Raw genomic sequence first — 15785 nt, forward strand, 5'->3', positions numbered from 1 at the left:
TCCGGTGGCGCGCGTCCTTCTGACCTGCGGCGAGCCCGCGGGCATCGGCCCCGAGCTGGCGCCCCTGGTGCTGGCTTCGGGCCAGGACATCGCCTGGATGGGCGATCCGCGCCACCTGCCACCCGGCACCGCCTGGACCGAGATCGCGGATCCGGGTGCCCCGGTCCCGCCGGGTCACCTGCCGGTGCTGCGCCACGATTTCGCGGCGCCCAATGTCGCGGGCCGCCCCGATCCGGCCAATGCGCAGGGCGTGATCGACGTGATCGCCCGCGCCGCCCGCATGGCGATGCAGGGACAGGTCGCGGCGATCACCACCGCCCCCATCAGCAAGGAGGCCCTGCAGACCGGCGCGGGCTTCGCCTTTCCGGGGCATACCGAATATCTTGCGCATCTGGGCGGCGACGTGCCGGTCGCGATGATGCTGGCCTCGACCACGGTCACGCCCGCCTGTCGCGTCGTGCCCGCGACGATCCACATTCCCCTGCAGGACGTGCCTGACGCGCTGACCCCGGATGCGCTGGAACAGGCGATCCGCCTGACCCATGCGGGCCTTGTCCGCGATTTCGGCATTCCCCGCCCCCGCATCGCCGTCGCGGGGCTGAACCCCCATGCGGGCGAGGGTGGGCGGATGGGCCAGCAGGAAACCCGCATGATCGCGCCCCTGCTGGAGCGGCTGCGCGGCCTGGGCTTCGATCTGACCGGCCCTCTGCCCGCCGACACGATGTTCCACGCCGCCGCCCGCGCCCGCTATGACGCGGCCGTCACTTGCTATCACGATCAGGGGCTGATCCCGATCAAGACGCTGGATTTCGACGGAGGCGTGAACGTCACGCTCGGGCTGCCCTTCATCCGCACCTCGCCCGATCACGGCACGGCCTTCGACATCGCGGGCAAGGGGCTGGCGGACCCGTCCTCAACCATCGCGGCCATTCGCATGGCCCGCAGCATGGCCGCATCCCGACCCGGCCCGGACCCGACATGAGCACCATCGACAACCTTCCCCCCCTGCGCCAGGTCATCCAGACCCACGACCTGCGCGCCAAGAAGCAGTTGGGCCAGAACTTCCTTCTGGACCTGAACCTGACCGCCAAGATCGCACGCCAGGCGGGCGACCTGACCGGCTGCGACGTGCTGGAGATCGGCCCCGGCCCCGGCGGGCTGACCCGCGGCCTGCTGGCCGAGGGCGCGCGCCGCGTGCTGGCGATCGAGAAGGACGAACGCGCCCTGCCCGCCCTGGCCGAGATCGCCGAGGCCTATCCCGACCGGCTGAAGGTCATCCACGGCGACGCGCTGCAGGTCGATCCGCTGGAACACCTGACCCCGCCGATCCGCATCGCCGCGAACCTGCCCTACAATGTCGGGACGGAACTGCTGATCCGCTGGCTGACGCCCAAGGAATGGCCGCCCTTCTGGCAGTCCCTGACGCTGATGTTCCAGAAGGAGGTGGCCGAGCGGATCGTGGCGAAGCCCGGCTCCAAGGCCTATGGCCGGCTGGCGCTGCTGGCCCAGTGGCGGGCCGAGGCGCGCATCGTCATGGCCCTGCCCCCCGAGGCCTTCGTGCCCGCCCCCAAGATCCATTCCGCCGTGGTCCACCTGACCGCCCTGCCCGAGCCGCGCTTTCCGGCCGATGCGGCGGTCCTGTCGCAGGTCACGGGCGCGGCCTTCAACCAGCGCCGCAAGATGCTGCGCGCCAGCCTTCGCGGCCTGCATCCCCGGATCGAGGAGCTGCTGGAGGGCTGCGGCATCGCCCCCACCGCCCGCGCTGAAGAGATCGGGCTGGAGCAGTTCTGCGCCCTGGCCCGCGCCCTCAAGGACGCGCGGCAGGGCTGAGAATGCGAAAAGGGCGCGGGAATGATCCCCGCGCCCTTTCTTCGATCTGCGACCCGTAGATTATTCCGAACCGCCTGCCTGCGTGTCCGCCGCCGGCGCGCCGTCATCGGCTGCGGGCTTGCGGCGGCTGCGCGGGGCGCCACCGCTGCTGCGGGGCGTGCGGCTGCGCGGGGTGCGGCTGCGTGCGGGCTTGGCCTCGGCCTCGGGGGTCTCGACGGGGGCCGCGTCGCCATCGGCCTCCTGGGCGATGGGCAGGCTTTGCTGCGCATCCTCGGCCTCGGGCTGCTTCGGCTCGGCCTGCTTGACCTCGGGCTGCTTGACCTCGGGTTCGGGCTCGTCGCGGCGCTGGTCGCGGTTGTGCTGGTGGCCGTTCTGGTCGTCATCGCCGTTCTGGCGATGATGGGGATGGCCATGGTTGTTGTTCTGGTTCTGCTGCGCCTGGCGTTCGGCCATCTCGCGCTGCGCCTCGCCCAGCATGCGGGTGTAATGCTCGGCATGCTGCAGGAAGCTTTGTTCCGCCACGCGGTCGTTCGACAGCTGGGCGTCACGCGCCAGCGTCAAATACTTCTCGATGATCTGCTGCGGCGTGCCGCGAACCTTGCCTTCGGGGCCCGAGCTTTCGAAGACTCGGTTGACGATATTGCCAAGCGAACGCTGGCGGTTCGATTTGCTGCGCGAGCGGGATTTCGATGATCTCATCAGTCTGTCTTTAGGGTTCTGATCGTCAGGGATGCCAGAATGACCTGGACGGCGATTTCGGACGGCTACGGGGGCGTTGACCTCTCCGTTCAGCCTTGCCTTGCCTCAAGGCGCATCGTCGTCATGCGCGCCCCGTCAGTTCCGGCAGTGTCAGGCTGACCCATGCGGTGGCTGTCGCCTGCCGCACGCCACTGACTAATCATGCCAAGCCCCCCAAGACAAGCGCAAACTGCCGAAAAATGTCCCGAAAGCCGTTACAAGTGCCGGAAATCAGCCGAAATCGGCGCAGACGACGCGATCGCGACCGTCCAGATCGGGCAGAACCTCGATCCGGGCACCCTGCGCGGCGAACAGCGCGGCGACATCGGCGCCCTGCAAGTGGCCGATCTCGACCAGGACCTGCCCGCCGGGGTTCAGATGCGCCCGCGCGCCCGCCGCGATGGCCCGATAGGCACCCAGCCCGTCGCCCCCGTCGGTCAGCGCGCCAAGCGGTTCCCATTCGCGCACGTCGGGCGACAGCCCCGCCATTTCCGCGACCGAGATATAGGGCGGGTTCGACACGATCAGGTCGAACGTTCCCTCGACGCCCTCGAACCAGTCGGCGCGGCGGAAGCGGGCATCGACCCCGATCTGGCGGGCGTTGAAGCGGGCGACCTTCAGCGCCTCCTCGGAGATGTCGGTGCCCAGACCGCGCGTCCCCTTCCGCGCATCCAGAAGCGAGATCAGGATCGCGCCCGTGCCCGTGCCCATGTCCAGCACGTCGCGCCAGGGGCGTTCCAGCGCGGCCTCGACCAGGGCCTCGGTCTCGGGGCGGGGGTCCAGCGTGTCGCGCGTCACCTTGAAGCGATGCGCCCAGAAATCGCGATGGCCCACGATCTGCGCCACCGGCTGATGCAGCGCGCGCGCCGCGATGCCGCGGTTGAAGCTGGCGCGTTCGGGATCGGTCAGGCGGCGGTCGTCGGTCATGCGCAGACGCCCCGGCTCGATCCCCAGCACCGCCGCAAGGATGCGGTCGGTATCGCGGGCCGCCCCCTCGATCCCGGCGGCGCGCAGAAGGGCCGCCCCCTCGGCCTGGGCGTCCGAGATCCTCATTCCTGGGCCGCCAGTCGCGCGGCCTGGTCGTGGGCCGTCAGCGCGTCGATGATCTCGGACAGGTCGCCCGCCACGATCCGGTCCAGCGCATAGAGCGTGAGGTTGATGCGGTGATCGGTCATGCGGCCCTGCGGAAAGTTGTAGGTGCGGATGCGTTCCGACCGGTCTCCCGAACCGACCTGCGCCTTGCGGTCGGCGGCCCGTTCGGCATCCGCCTTCTGCCGCTGCATGTCATAGAGCCGGGCCCGCAGCACGGCCATCGCGTTGGCGCGGTTCTGGTGCTGGGACTTCTCGGAGCTGGTGACGACGATGCCGGTCGGGATATGCGTGATCCGCACGGCGCTGTCGGTCGTGTTCACGTGCTGGCCGCCCGCCCCGCTTGCGCGCATCGTGTCGATGCGGATGTCGCCGGCGGGGATGTCGATATCCACGTCCTCGGCGGCCTCGGGAAGGACGGCGACGGTGGCGGCGCTGGTATGGATGCGCCCGCCGCTTTCGGTTTCCGGCACGCGCTGGACGCGGTGGACGCCGGATTCGTATTTCAGCCGGGCGAAGACGCCCTCGCCCTCGATCCGGGCGACGGCCTCCTTGATGCCGCCCAGCTCGGTCTGGACCAGCTCCAGCAGCTGGAAGCTCCAGCCCTGCTGTTCGGCGTGGCGGCGGTACATGGACAGCAGGTCGCCCGCGAACAGCGCGGCCTCGTCCCCGCCGGTGCCCGGACGGATCTCCAGGATGGCGGGCCGGGCATCGGCCGCGTCGCGCGGCAGCAGCGCGATGCGCAGCGCCTGTTCGCGTTCGGGCAGCTCGTCCTCCAGCCGCGACAGCTCGTCCTGGGCCAGTTCGCGCATCTCGGGGTCGGCCAGCATGGCGCGGGCATCGGCCAGCGCGCCTGTCGCGCGGCGCCATTCGGCGATCTGCGCCACGACGGGCTTCAGCTCGGCATATTCGCGGCTGATCTGGGCGATGCGCGCGGGCTCGGCCCCGGCATTGAGCTGCGCCTCGAGAAACTCGAAACGCTGTGTGATCTGGTCGAGGCGGTCTTGAGGCAGCATGTACTGGATGTAGCCAAGCCCCACGCCATCGGCAAGAAGCATCGACGGCGGGGGGAATCACCTTGCAATCGCAGGCGCCGCCGCTATAAGGCCCCATCCTTCCGCCGAAGACTTCGCAACCGGCGTGTCCTCTCGTGGCGGGTGCGGAAGGTGCGACACCCGCCTATGAAGCCGCCTTGAACCAGAGAAAGGATCGCCATGCCGCTTTACGAGCATGTGCTGATCGCTCGTCAGGACCTGTCGAACACGCAGGCCGAAGGGCTGATCGAACATTTCTCGACCGTGCTGGCCGATAACGGCGGCAAGGTCGTGGAAAACGAATACTGGGGTGTCCGCACCCTCGCCTACAAGATCAACAAGAACCGCAAGGGCCACTACGCCTTCCTGCGTTCGGACGCGCCCTCGGCCGCCGTGCAGGAAATGGAGCGTCTTGCCCGTCTGCACGACGATGTCATGCGCGTCATGACCATCAAGGTCGAAGCACATGAGGAAGGCCCCTCGGTGCAGATGCAGAAGCGCGAAGAGCGTGGTGACCGTGGCGACCGCCGCGAACGCCGCGAGCGGAACTGAGGAGATCTGAACAATGGCGAACAAACCGTTCTTCCGCCGTCGCAAGGTCTGCCCGTTCTCGGGCGAGAATGCGCCGAAGATCGACTACAAGGACACCCGTCTGCTGCAGCGCTACATCAGCGAACGCGGCAAGATCGTGCCCTCGCGCATCACCGCAGTCTCGGCCAAGAAGCAGCGTGAACTGGCTCGTGCCATCAAGCGCGCACGCTTCCTCGCCCTGCTGCCCTACGTCGTGAAGTAAGGAGACCTGGACATGCAAGTCATCCTGCTGGAACGCGTGGCCAAGCTGGGCCAGATGGGCGAAGTCGTGAAGGTCAAGGAAGGTTACGCACGTAACTTCCTGCTGCCCCAGGGCAAGGCACTTCGCGCATCGGACGCCAACGTCAAGGCATTCGAAGCCCAGAAGGTGCAGTTCGAGGCACGCAACGCCGAATCGAAGGCCGAGGCCGAGAAGTTCGCGGAGACCCTCGACGGTCAAACCTTCGTCGTCATCCGCTCGGCATCCGATTCGGGCGCGCTCTACGGTTCGGTCACGACCCGTGACGCAGCCGATGTCGCGACCGAGGGCGGCTTCAGCGTCGACCGCAAGCAGGTCGTCCTGGGCGCCCCGATCAAGGATCTGGGCCTGCACGACGTCACCGTCGTCCTGCACCCGGAAGTGAACGCGACGATCACGCTGAACGTCGCCCGTTCGAACGAGGAAGCCGAGCTGCAGGCGCAGGGCAAGTCCATCCAGGACCTGGCCGCCGAAGCAGACGCCGAAGCCGAATTCGAGATCGCCGAACTGTTCGACGACATCGGTGGCGCCTCGGAAGACGAGGACGATTCGGAGGCCTGAGGGCTTTTTCCGAAGATCGGACCGAAAATTCGACCGCGCCGGGAAACCGGCGCGGTTTTTTGTTCGTTCCAATGCGCCGAAATTGTTTCCCCCGAATGCACGGACTACTATGGACCAGATGGTTGGAGATCTCTGGGCGGGCGATATCGACCCGCAGAGAAGGATGTTTACGATGACCGACCCGCTGAGCCTGATGCTGGCCGAACGCGATCATGTCCTTGCGGACGGGGCCACGGGCACCGCGCTGATGAACATGGGGCTTCTGGCCCGCGAACCGGCCGAGCTGTGGAACGACACCCAGCCCGAGAAGGTCGCCCGACTGTATCGCGGCGCGATCGAGGCGGGGTCGGACCTGTTCCTGACCAACAGCTTCGGCGCCAATGAAAGCCGCCTGCGCCTGCACGGCCTGTCGGATCGCGTGGCCGAACTGAACCGCAAGGCCGCCGCCATCGCCCGGACCGAGGCCGATCGCGCCGGTCGCACCGTGATCGTGGCGGGCAGCATGGGCCCCATAGGCGAGATCATGGCCCCGATGGGCAGCCTGACCCATGCCCGCGCGGTCGAGATGTTCGTGGAACAGGCGCAGGCCCTGAAGGATGGCGGCGCCGACATCCTGTGGATCGAGACCTTGAGCGCCCTCGAGGAACTGCGCGCCGCCGCCGAGGCCGCCCGCAAGGTCGGGATGGAATGGTGCGGCTGCCTCAGCTTCGACACGGCGGGTCGCACGATCATGGGCGTGACGCCGGGCCAGCTGTCCGCCGCGGTCGAGGCGCTGCCGAACCCGCCCGTCGCCTATGGCGCGAATTGCGGGATCGGGGCGTCCGACCTGCTGCGCACCGTCGCCAGCTTCGTCGCATCGGGGAACGAACGCCCGATCATCGCCAAGGGCAACGCGGGCGTCCCGCACCTAGCAGACGGGCATATCCATTACGACGGCACGCCCGAACTGATGGCCGATTACGCCTGCCTTGCGCGCGACTTGGGCGTACGCGTGATCGGCGGCTGCTGCGGGACGATGCCGGAACACCTGTCGGCCATGCGCGACGCGCTGGCCAGCCGCGCCCCCGGCCCGCGCCCGACGCTGGAACAGATCACGGCGCTTCTGGGGCCGTTCAGCAGCGCGGGGTCGGATCGCGACGACGTGCTGACCATCGGACGCCGCTAGAACAGTGACATCTGGTCCCCCGCGCGGGGCGGCGGCCCGAAGCGGCTGCAATCCAGCGCGGGGCTTCCCTCGTGATAGCCCAGCCGCTTGCGCGCCAGCCGAAAGCGCTTCATCGCCAGCTCTGCCTCGATCCCCTCGCCGCGGAAACGGTGGCCGAAGCGCGGGTCGTTGTCGCGCCCGCCGCGCATGGCCTGCACGCGGTTCATCACATGCGTGGCCATGCCGGGGCGGTGGCGGTCCAGCCAGTCGCGGAACAGGGGCGCGACCTCGTGCGGCAGGCGCAGGGGGATCATGGTGGCGGTGGTGGCGCCTGCATCGCGCGCGGCGGCCAGGATGCGCTCGATCTCGGGTTCGGTCAGCACGGGGATGACGGGGGCGACCATGACGCGGACCGGAATGCCCGCGCGGGCCAGCTCGCGGATCATGCGCAGGCGCGTCTCGGGCGCGGGGGCGCGCGGTTCCAGGCTGCGGGCCAGATCGGCATCCAGCGTCGTCACGCTGATGCCCACCATCGCCTGTCCCTTGGCCGCAAGTTCCGCCCACAGGTCCAGATCGCGCAGCACCAGCCGCCCCCGCGTCACCAGCGTCACCGGGTGGTTCCAGTCGCGCAGCACGCGCAGGATCTGCGGCATGATCTCGTATGTCGCCTCGATCGGCTGATAGGGGTCGGTATTCGTCCCCAGGGCGATCGGCGCGGGCTTGTATGACGGTCGCGCCAGTTCGCGTTCCAGAAGCCGCGCGGCGTCCGGCTTGGCGATCAGGCGCGTCTCGAAATCGAGGCCCGGCGACAGGTTCAGATAGGAATGGCTGGGCCGCGCATAGCAGTAGATGCAGCCATGCTCGCAGCCGCGATAGGGGTTGATCGACCGGTCGAACGGCACATCGGGCGAGGTGTTGCGCGTGATGATGCTGCGCGGGCGTTCCTCGGTCACCTCGGTGCGCAGCAGGTGCTCGTCCTCGGGGATGTCCCAGCCGTCGCTTTCGCGGATGCGGGTGTGCGGCTCGAACCGTCCGGCGGGCTGGGAAGCCGCGCCGCGGGCCTTCAGTCTGCGGTCGGGATCGCGCGGTGGAAGCATGTCCGCAATATAGAACACATGCGGAACATCCGCCAGCCCGTTGAAAGATCGGCGCGGGGACCGCATGTTCCATCATGAAATCAACCAAGTGCAGGATGCGCCATGACGGACAGTTACACCCCGCCCAAGGTCTGGACCCAGAAGGGGGCGAATGGCGGCAGGTTCGCCAACATCAACAAGCCGACCTCGGGGGCGCAGTACGACCGTGACCGCCCTGTGGGCAAGCACCCGCTGCAGCTGTATTCGCTGGCGACGCCGAACGGGCAGAAGGTCACGATCCTGCTGGAGGAGCTGCTGGCCGCCGGCCATGACGCCGAATACGACGCCTGGCTGATCAATATCGGCGAGGGCGACCAGTTCGCCAGCGGCTTCGTCGAGGTGAACCCCAACAGCAAGATCCCCGCCCTGATGGACCACACGGCGAACCCGCCGCAGCGCGTCTTCGAATCGGGCTCGATCCTGCTGTACCTGGCCGAGAAATACGGCGCCTTCCTACCCAAGGATCCCGCGGGCCGGACCGAGACGCTGAACTGGCTGTTCTGGCAGATGGGCTCGGGACCCTATGTCGGCGGCGGCTTCGGGCATTTCTATGCCTATGCCCCCGAGAAGCTGGAATACCCGATCGACCGCTTCACCATGGAGGTCAAGCGCCAGCTGCACCTGCTGGACCAGCGCCTGGCCGAGAACCGCTTCGTCGCGGGCGAGGAATACACCATCGCCGACATGGCGATCTGGCCATGGTATGGCGGCCTGGTCGCCGGGCGCATGTATGGCGATGCCGCGACCTTCCTCGATGTCGAAAGCTATCCCAACGTGAAGCGCTGGCATGACGAGATCATGGCCCGCCCCGCCGTCCGGCGCGGCATCATGGTCAACAAGACGTCCGGGGACCCGTCCCAGCAGCTGCACGAGCGGCACGACGCATCCGATTTCGAGACGCGCACGCAGGACAAGCTGTCGGCGGAATAAGAAAAGGGGGGCCGCGATGGCCCCCCTTCGTCATGTGCGACGGGTCGATCAGTTGCGCGACTTGTCGACCATCTTGCCCTTGCTGATCCAGGGCATCATCTCGCGCAGCTTCGCACCGACCTGCTCGATCTGGTGTTCGTCGTTGATGCGGCGGGTCGCCTTGAAGAAGGGCTGGCCGACGGCGTTTTCCTGCATGAAGTCGCGGACGAACTTGCCGTTCTGGATGTCCGTCAGGACGTCCTTCATGCGCTTCTTCGTCTCGTCGTAAGGCAGGACGCGCGGACCCGACACGTATTCGCCGTATTCGGCCGTGTTCGAGATCGAGTAGTTCATGTTCGCGATGCCGCCTTCATAGATCAGGTCGACGATCAGCTTCACCTCGTGGAGGCACTCGAAATAGGCCATCTCGGGCTCGTAGCCCGCTTCGACCAGGGTCTCGAAGCCGGCACGGATCAGCTCGACCAGGCCACCGCACAGGACGGCCTGCTCGCCGAAGAGGTCGGTCTCGCATTCCTCGCGGAAGTTGGTCTCGATGATGCCCGAACGGCCGCCACCGATGGCCGAGCAATAGGACAGCGCGATGTCCTGCGCCTTGCCCGACGCGTCCTGATGGACCGCGAACAGGCAGGGCACGCCGCCGCCCTTGCTGTATTCGCCGCGCACGGTGTGGCCCGGACCCTTGGGCGCCATCATGATGACATCGACGCCGGCCTTCGGCTCGATCAGGCCGAAATGCACGTTCAGGCCGTGTGCGAAGGCGATCGCGGCACCCTCGCGCAGGTTGTCATGGACGTATTTCTTGTAGGTCTCGGCCTGCAGTTCGTCCGGCATGGTGAACATGATGACATCGCACCATGCTGCGGCTTCGGCGATGCCCATGACCTGCAGACCCTCGCCCTCGGCCTTGGCTGCCGAGGCGCTGCCCTCGCGGAGGGCGACGACGATGTTCTTCGCGCCGGAATCGCGCAGGTTCAGGGCGTGGGCGTGACCCTGGCTGCCATAGCCGAGGATCGCGACCTTCTTTTCCTTGATCAGGTTAACGTCGCAGTCGCGGTCGTAGAAAACGCGCATCGGAATATCCTTTCCTTGATTGCCACCTTTCTAACCGGCCTTCGTGACAGATTCCGTGCAAAGCGCCCGCATTCATCCGTCTTGCGGAAATAATCATGCCTTGATAGTGAATATTACATGATTTTCATGCCCGACAGCACGGATCGCCGCATACTTCGCCAGCTTCTGGGCGATCCTTCGGCATCAAACGCCCAGCTGGCCGAACGCGCGGGCGTGACCGGCGCCAGCCTGTGGCGGCGCATGGAACGCATGCGCGAGGCGGGCGTGCTGAAGGGCATTCATGCGCGGATCGACTGGCGCGCCCTGGGATGGGAGGTCGAGGTCAGCCTGCGCTTCACGCTGGACAAGACCGATCCCCGCGCCTTCGACAATTTCCTGGCAGCCCTGCGCGAGGTCCCCGAGGTGATCGAGATCCAGAGCTTTCTGGGCAGCGTGGACTGGCGCGCGACCGTCATCGCGCGGGACATGGCGCATTGGCAGCAGGTCTATCGTGACCGGATCCTGACCCTGCCCCATATCGCCGAGCTGGACGCGCTGATGCTGGTCTCGACCATCTCGGACCGAGAGGATCTGCCGCTGTGACCGCGCTGGACCCAACCGACCTGGCGATCCTGCGGCTGCTGGTCGAGGATGCGACCCGAAGCGCCGCGCAGATCGGGCGCGCCGTGGGCATCGGCCAGCCCGCGGCATGGCGGCGCATCCGCAGGCTGGAACAGCAGGGCGTCATCGCGGGGCGGCGCGTGGTGCTGGACAAGCCCGCCCTGGGCTTTGGCGTCACGGTCTTTCTGGGGATCAAGCTGGCCGCCAAGGGGCGCACGGGGCTGCAGGATTTCGAACGCGCCGTCACCGCCATCCCCGAGGTTCAGCTGGTTCAGCACGTGCTGGGGCAGTTCGACTATCGCCTGCGGATCACCGCCCGCGACATCAGCGATTTCGAGCGCATCCTGCGTCGCCGCATCATGACCCTGCCCGGCGTGGGCCAGGTCGAGGCCAACGTGGTCCTGTCCGAGGAACGCAGGCCCGGGCCCCTGGGTGCACTGGACACACCCTGAATCGAAACGACCGCGCCAAGGGCGCGGCCGTCGGGTTCGTCACTCGGGGATGACGCGAACCGCGCCGCGCGCGGCGCTGGTCGTCATCGCCGCATAGGCGCGCAGCGCGGTCGAGACCTTGCGCTGGCGCGGCTTGGCGGGCTTCCAGCCCTCGGCCTCGCGCTTCTCGCGGCGGGCGGCAAGAGTAGCATCGTCGACCAGCAGCTCGATCTTTCGGTTCGGGATGTCGATCCGGATCGTGTCACCCTGCTCGACCAGGCCGATCGTGCCGCCCTCGGCCGCCTCGGGCGAGACGTGGCCGATCGACAGCCCCGAGGACCCCCCCGAGAAACGACCGTCCGTGACCAGCGCACAGGCCTTCCCCAGCCCCTTCGATTTCAGATAGCTGGTCGGATACAGCATCTCCTGCATCCCCGGCCCGCCGCGCGGCCCCTCATAGCGGATCAGCACGACCTCGCCCTCCTTGACCTTGCCGGTCAGGATGGCGCTGACACTGTCGTCCTGGCTCTCGAAGATATGGGCCGGACCCTCGAAGGTCAGGATCGATTCGTCCACGCCCGCCGTCTTCACGATGCAGCCGTCCTCGGCCAGGTTGCCATAGAGCACCGCAAGGCCCCCATCCTGCGAGAAGGCATGTTCCTTGGTACGGATCACGCCCTTCTCGCGGTCCAGGTCGACCTCTTCGAAGCGCTGCTCCTGCGAGAATGCGACCTGCGTCGGAACGCCCCCCGGCGCCGCGCGATAGAAATCGTGCACGGTCGCGGAATCGGTGCGCTTGACGTCCCAACGGTCCAGCGCCTCGGCCAGCGATGCAGCATGGACGCTGCCCACATCGGTCTTCAGCAGGCCCGCGCGGTCCAGTTCGCCCAGGATGCCCATGATGCCACCCGCGCGGTGCACGTCCTCCATGTGGACGTCGTCCTTGGCGGGGGCGACCTTGCACAGGACCGGCACGCCGCGCGACAGGCGGTCGATATCGGACATGGTGAAGTCGATCCCGGCCTCGTGGGCCGCGGCCAGCAGATGCAGCACGGTGTTGGTCGACCCGCCCATCGCGATGTCCAGCGTCATCGCGTTCTCGAACGCCTCGAAGCTGGCGATGTTGCGCGGCAGGACCGACGCGTCGTCGCCTTCATAGTAGCGGCGCGCAAGGTCCACGATCAGGTGGCCGGCCTCGACGAACAGGCGCTTGCGGTCGGCATGGGTGGCAAGCGTCGACCCGTTGCCCGGCAGCGCAAGGCCAAGCGCCTCGGTCAGGCAGTTCATCGAGTTCGCAGTGAACATACCGGAACACGACCCGCAGGTCGGGCAGGCCGAACGCTCGATCGCCTCGACCTGCTCGTCGGAATAGGCGTCGTCGGCGGCGGCGACCATGGCATCGACCAGGTCCAGCGCCTTCAGCTTGCCATCCTCCAGCACCAGCTTGCCGGCCTCCATCGGGCCGCCCGACACGAAGACGACCGGGATGTTCAGGCGCAGCGCGGCCATCAGCATGCCCGGCGTGATCTTGTCGCAATTGCTGATGCAGACCATCGCGTCGGCGCAATGCGCGTTGACCATGTATTCGACCGAATCCGCGATCACCTCTCGCGAGGGCAGCGAATAGAGCATGCCGTCATGGCCCATCGCGATGCCGTCATCGACGGCGATGGTGTTGAACTCCTTCGCGATGCCGCCGGCCGATTCGACCTCTCGTGCGACCATCTGGCCGAGATCCTTGAGGTGGACATGGCCGGGCACGAACTGGGTGAAGCTGTTGACGATGGCGATGATCGGCTTGCCGAAATCGCTGTCCTTCACGCCCGTCGCGCGCCACAGGCCACGGGCGCCGGCCATGTTGCGGCCATGGGTGGTGGTGCGGGAACGATAGGCGGGCATTGGCTGATCTCCTTTGGCTTGGCGGGCTGTTTAACACCGGCGCAGACGGAAGGAAATTGCCGGAACGAACGATTTCAAGTGATTTTCGGTCGCGAAGGGGCGATCCCGCGCAGTCAGGACGCCAGCTTCATGGTGACGATGCCCATGACGATCATCCCGGCGGCGGCCAGGCGGATCATCGTGACGGGTTCCGACAGGAAGGCAATTCCGATGACGAAGCTGCCCACCGCACCGATGCCGGTCCAGACCATGTAGGCCGTGCCCAGTGGCAGGTGGCGCATCGCGACGGCCAGCAGCCAGAAGGACAGGAACATCCCCACCACCATGATCGCGGTGGGAAGGGGCTTTGAGAAACCTTGCGAGTATTTCATCGCCGTCGCCCAGACGATTTCGAGAAGGCCGGCGACGGTCAGCAGGATCCAGGGCATGACGCATCCATGGACAGGGCCGGGTCGTCCCGGCGTTCCGTTCCCGCCCTGCGGGAACCCGTGATCGGAGAGGTCGTCCTCTGGCAGGCGAAGCTAGTGTCGCGGGCGCGGGGCCGCAAGGCCCTCAGCGCATGCCCAGCCCCGCCCGCATCATCAGCCGCCGCACGGGCGCCGCGGCGTACAGCCCGCCCAGGGCCGCCGCGCGCAGGTCGCGCAGCGGGCGCGATCCCGCCTGGCTGGCACGGTTCAGCGCGTCGATGCCCAGCATCCGGGCGCGGGCCTCGGGGCGGCGCTGGCGGTCGTATCGCAGCAACGCGGCCTGATCGCCGGGATTTTCGCGCATCAGGTCCAGCAGCCCGTCCAGATCGGCCAGGCTCATGTTCAGCCCCTGCGCGCCGATGGGCGGCAGGACATGGGCGGCCTCGGCGATCAGGGCGGTGCGGGGACCGGCAAAGCGATCCGCGATCTGGCTGATGATTGGCCATTCGGTCAGCGCCGTCGCCTGCCGCAGATGGCCCAGAACACCCGCCGACCTTGCGTTCAGCGCATCCTCGAAGGCGGCGGGGTCCAGCGACCGCAGCCGCGCGGTCTCGGACCCGTTTTCCATCCAGACCACGGCCGAGGACGGCCTGCCGTCGCGATCGGGCAGCGGCACCAGCGTGAACGGCCCGCCCGAGCGGTGCACTTCGGTCGAGACATTGCCGTGGGGTTCGTCATGCGTGACGGCAAAGGCCAGCGCCTTCTGGCCATAGCGGCGGGTGGAGACCCCGATCCCCAGGGCCTGCCGCACTGGGGAATTGCGCCCGTCAGCCCCGACCAGCAGGCGCGCGCGCAGGCGCGTCCCGTCGGACAGGGCGACCATCGCCCCCTCGGCGCGGGTCACGACCTCGGTCGTGGCGGTGCCGGGGCGGAACTCGACATTGGGCATCCCCTCCAGCATGGCCGAGATCTCTCGGCGCAGAAGCCAGTTGGGCAGGTTCCACCCGAAGGGCTGGTCGCCGATCTCCGCCGCGTCGAAATCGCGGACCAGGCGCGGGACGGGGTCCGCCCCGCCCGCATCGACGATGCGCATGACCTGCAGCGCGGTCGCGTGCGGGCCCAGCCGTTCCCACAGCCCGATCCGTTCCAGAAGCCGGGCCGAGGGTTGCAGGAAGGCGGTCGATCGCAGGTCGGCGCCCTCGGCGCCCTCGTCCGTGACGGGCGGCGCGGGATCGACGCAGATCACGCCGAAGCCCTGCGCGCCGAAGCCCGCCGCCGCGATCAGCCCGGCGATCCCCCCGCCCGAGATGAGGATGTCGATATCCTGCGTGTCCATGGCCGCGCCCCCTGATGTGTCGCAACCCAGATAGGACGGCCCGCCCTCTCAGGCAATGCGGCGCAGGAACGCGGTCAGGTCGTCGGTGCGGTGATGGACATGCGGCCCCGGATCGCCCGCCAGCGCATCCGGCCCGTCGCGCCCCTGCCCCACCAGCACCGTGCGCATGCCCAGTTCATGCGGGACCAGCAGGTTGCGGGGATCGTCCTCGAAGAAGGCCGCGACGGTCGGGTCGATGCCCGTGGCGTTCAGCACGCGGGCGAATGCCTCGGGCGAGGGTTTGGGATGAAAGCCCGTCTCCTCGATGCCATAGACGCCCTCGAACAGGTCCGGTGCATCCAGACCCCGCGCCGCCAGCACGCGGCGGGCATAGGCACGATCGCCATTGGTATGCACGATCCGCCGCCCGGGCAGGGCCGCGATGGCCGCGGCCAGATCGGGCGCGGGGTCCAGATGCGTCATGTCGATATCGTGCACATCGGCCAGGTAGGCCACGGGGTCGATCGCATGTTCGGCCATCAGCCCCGCCAGCGTGGTGCCGTGCAGCCGCCAGTATTCGGCGCGCAGGCGGTCGGCCTCGGGGGCGGGGACGCCCAGAAGACGCATCATCCATTGCGTCATCCGCGTCTCGATCTGCGCGAAAAGCTGCGCCTCGGGCGGATAGAGGGTATTGTCCAGATCGAAGATCCAGGTGCGAACATGCGAAAAATCCATGCGGATCAGATAGCCTGCGGCGGTCGCGCTTGCAAT

General features: G+C 67.6%; 18 protein-coding genes. 9 read left to right on the forward strand and 9 right to left on the reverse strand.

Going from position 1 to position 15785, the window contains the following annotated elements; translation table 11 throughout:
- Positions 1-4 precede the first annotated feature (4 nt).
- Together pdxA and rsmA are read left to right on the forward strand one after the other, a co-directional pair.
- Positions 5-982 (forward strand): 4-hydroxythreonine-4-phosphate dehydrogenase PdxA, encoded by a 978-nt coding sequence (gene pdxA, locus F804_RS0108045; RefSeq protein ID WP_022707241.1) that lies wholly within the window; start codon positions 5-7, stop codon positions 980-982.
- Complete coding sequence (rsmA, locus tag F804_RS0108050) at positions 979-1830, forward strand: 16S rRNA (adenine(1518)-N(6)/adenine(1519)-N(6))-dimethyltransferase RsmA (protein ID WP_022707242.1); 852 nt, start codon at positions 979-981, stop codon at positions 1828-1830. Before pdxA ends, rsmA begins: the two co-directional genes overlap by 4 nt.
- 60 nt (positions 1831-1890) lie before the next feature.
- Here rsmA and F804_RS17155 read toward each other — a convergent pair whose 3' ends face one another.
- From F804_RS17155 to prfA, 3 genes are all read right to left on the reverse strand, one after another.
- Positions 1891-2529: a DUF4167 domain-containing protein gene (locus tag F804_RS17155; RefSeq protein WP_022707243.1), complete on the reverse strand. Its 639-nt coding sequence runs from the start codon at positions 2527-2529 to the stop codon at positions 1891-1893.
- Between the two features lie 270 nt (positions 2530-2799).
- Positions 2800-3621, reverse strand: coding sequence for a peptide chain release factor N(5)-glutamine methyltransferase (prmC, locus tag F804_RS0108065; protein WP_022707244.1), 822 nt, complete (start codon positions 3619-3621; stop codon positions 2800-2802).
- Entirely contained in the window at positions 3618-4673 is a 1056-nt protein-coding gene (gene prfA, locus F804_RS0108070; protein ID WP_028725773.1) for a peptide chain release factor 1, read from the reverse strand. Before prfA ends, prmC begins: the two co-directional genes overlap by 4 nt.
- A 198-nt stretch (positions 4674-4871) precedes the next feature.
- On the opposite strand from prfA, the gene rpsF reads away from it, so the two are divergent.
- The 4 genes from rpsF (at position 4872) to bmt (ending at position 7246) form a co-directional block, all read left to right on the forward strand.
- Entirely contained in the window at positions 4872-5243 is a 372-nt protein-coding gene (gene rpsF, locus F804_RS0108075) for a 30S ribosomal protein S6 (RefSeq protein ID WP_022707246.1), read from the forward strand.
- 13 nt (positions 5244-5256) lie between these two features.
- A complete protein-coding gene (gene rpsR, locus F804_RS0108080; RefSeq protein WP_022707247.1) occupies positions 5257-5484 on the forward strand; it encodes a 30S ribosomal protein S18 in 228 nt (75 codons plus the stop codon).
- A gap of 12 nt (positions 5485-5496) precedes the next feature.
- Positions 5497-6081, forward strand: coding sequence for a 50S ribosomal protein L9 (gene rplI, locus F804_RS0108085; RefSeq protein ID WP_022707248.1), 585 nt, complete (start codon positions 5497-5499; stop codon positions 6079-6081).
- 172 nt (positions 6082-6253) lie between these two features.
- Positions 6254-7246, forward strand: a complete 993-nt coding sequence (gene bmt / locus F804_RS16010; protein ID WP_022707249.1) for a betaine--homocysteine S-methyltransferase — start codon at positions 6254-6256, stop codon at positions 7244-7246.
- Here the strand turns inward: bmt and F804_RS0108095 are convergent.
- A complete protein-coding gene (locus tag F804_RS0108095; RefSeq protein WP_425413864.1) occupies positions 7243-8331 on the reverse strand; it encodes a PA0069 family radical SAM protein in 1089 nt (362 codons plus the stop codon). The two genes, bmt and F804_RS0108095, sit on opposite strands and share 4 nt — an antisense overlap.
- Positions 8332-8424: 93 nt before the next feature.
- On the opposite strand from F804_RS0108095, the gene yghU reads away from it, so the two are divergent.
- Positions 8425-9291, forward strand: a complete 867-nt coding sequence (gene yghU / locus F804_RS0108100; RefSeq protein WP_022707251.1) for a glutathione-dependent disulfide-bond oxidoreductase — start codon at positions 8425-8427, stop codon at positions 9289-9291.
- A 48-nt stretch (positions 9292-9339) separates the two neighbouring features.
- Here yghU and ilvC read toward each other — a convergent pair whose 3' ends face one another.
- Entirely contained in the window at positions 9340-10362 is a 1023-nt protein-coding gene (gene ilvC / locus F804_RS0108105) for a ketol-acid reductoisomerase (protein ID WP_022707252.1), read from the reverse strand.
- A gap of 126 nt (positions 10363-10488) precedes the next feature.
- Here ilvC and F804_RS0108110 point away from each other — a divergent pair, with 126 nt between their 5' ends.
- Positions 10489-10944, forward strand: a complete 456-nt coding sequence (locus F804_RS0108110) for an Lrp/AsnC family transcriptional regulator (protein ID WP_022707253.1) — start codon at positions 10489-10491, stop codon at positions 10942-10944.
- The gene (locus F804_RS0108115) at positions 10941-11414 is read left to right on the forward strand and encodes an Lrp/AsnC family transcriptional regulator (protein ID WP_022707254.1); all 474 of its coding nucleotides are present in this window, start codon (positions 10941-10943) and stop codon (positions 11412-11414) included. The genes F804_RS0108110 and F804_RS0108115 overlap by 4 nt, the downstream gene beginning before the upstream one ends.
- A 39-nt stretch (positions 11415-11453) precedes the next feature.
- Here F804_RS0108115 and ilvD read toward each other — a convergent pair whose 3' ends face one another.
- The 4 genes from ilvD to F804_RS0108135 all read right to left on the reverse strand — a co-directional run bounded on the left by ilvD (position 11454) and on the right by F804_RS0108135 (position 15749).
- The gene (ilvD, locus tag F804_RS0108120) at positions 11454-13292 is read right to left on the reverse strand and encodes a dihydroxy-acid dehydratase (RefSeq protein WP_022707255.1); all 1839 of its coding nucleotides are present in this window, start codon (positions 13290-13292) and stop codon (positions 11454-11456) included.
- A 113-nt stretch (positions 13293-13405) separates the two neighbouring features.
- Positions 13406-13720, reverse strand: a complete 315-nt coding sequence (locus F804_RS0108125; RefSeq protein WP_022707256.1) for a DMT family transporter — start codon at positions 13718-13720, stop codon at positions 13406-13408.
- Positions 13721-13844: 124 nt separating this feature from the next.
- On the reverse strand, positions 13845-15035 hold the full coding sequence (locus tag F804_RS0108130; RefSeq protein WP_022707257.1) for a UbiH/UbiF family hydroxylase: 1191 nt from the start codon (positions 15033-15035) through the stop codon (positions 13845-13847).
- Positions 15036-15083: 48 nt separating this feature from the next.
- Complete coding sequence (locus tag F804_RS0108135) at positions 15084-15749, reverse strand: pyrimidine 5'-nucleotidase (protein WP_022707258.1); 666 nt, start codon at positions 15747-15749, stop codon at positions 15084-15086.
- Between the last annotated feature and the right edge of the window lie 36 nt (positions 15750-15785).

Origin of the sequence: Paracoccus zeaxanthinifaciens ATCC 21588 (genome assembly GCF_000420145.1) — a bacterium.
Taxonomy (GTDB): Bacteria; Pseudomonadota; Alphaproteobacteria; order Rhodobacterales; family Rhodobacteraceae; genus Paracoccus; species Paracoccus zeaxanthinifaciens.

Excerpts from the sequence above, each read along its gene's own strand:
- F804_RS0108135 (WP_022707258.1), bottom strand. The coding sequence starts at position 15,749 with ATGGATTTTTCGCATGTTCGCACCTGGATCTTCGATCTGGACAATACC.
- ilvC (WP_022707252.1), bottom strand. The coding sequence starts at position 10,362 with ATGCGCGTTTTCTACGACCGCGACTGCGACGTTAACCTGATCAAGGAA.
- rplI (WP_022707248.1), top strand. The coding sequence starts at position 5,497 with ATGCAAGTCATCCTGCTGGAACGCGTGGCCAAGCTGGGCCAGATGGGC.
- F804_RS17155 (WP_022707243.1), bottom strand. The coding sequence starts at position 2,529 with ATGAGATCATCGAAATCCCGCTCGCGCAGCAAATCGAACCGCCAGCGT.
- yghU (WP_022707251.1), top strand. The coding sequence starts at position 8,425 with ATGACGGACAGTTACACCCCGCCCAAGGTCTGGACCCAGAAGGGGGCG.
- prmC (WP_022707244.1), bottom strand. The coding sequence starts at position 3,621 with ATGAGGATCTCGGACGCCCAGGCCGAGGGGGCGGCCCTTCTGCGCGCC.
- F804_RS0108110 (WP_022707253.1), top strand. The coding sequence starts at position 10,489 with ATGCCCGACAGCACGGATCGCCGCATACTTCGCCAGCTTCTGGGCGAT.
- ilvD (WP_022707255.1), bottom strand. The coding sequence starts at position 13,292 with ATGCCCGCCTATCGTTCCCGCACCACCACCCATGGCCGCAACATGGCC.
- rpsR (WP_022707247.1), top strand. The coding sequence starts at position 5,257 with ATGGCGAACAAACCGTTCTTCCGCCGTCGCAAGGTCTGCCCGTTCTCG.
- F804_RS0108125 (WP_022707256.1), bottom strand. The coding sequence starts at position 13,720 with ATGCCCTGGATCCTGCTGACCGTCGCCGGCCTTCTCGAAATCGTCTGG.
- bmt (WP_022707249.1), top strand. The coding sequence starts at position 6,254 with ATGACCGACCCGCTGAGCCTGATGCTGGCCGAACGCGATCATGTCCTT.
- rsmA (WP_022707242.1), top strand. The coding sequence starts at position 979 with ATGAGCACCATCGACAACCTTCCCCCCCTGCGCCAGGTCATCCAGACC.
- prfA (WP_028725773.1), bottom strand. The coding sequence starts at position 4,673 with ATGCTGCCTCAAGACCGCCTCGACCAGATCACACAGCGTTTCGAGTTT.
- rpsF (WP_022707246.1), top strand. The coding sequence starts at position 4,872 with ATGCCGCTTTACGAGCATGTGCTGATCGCTCGTCAGGACCTGTCGAAC.
- F804_RS0108130 (WP_022707257.1), bottom strand. The coding sequence starts at position 15,035 with ATGGACACGCAGGATATCGACATCCTCATCTCGGGCGGGGGGATCGCC.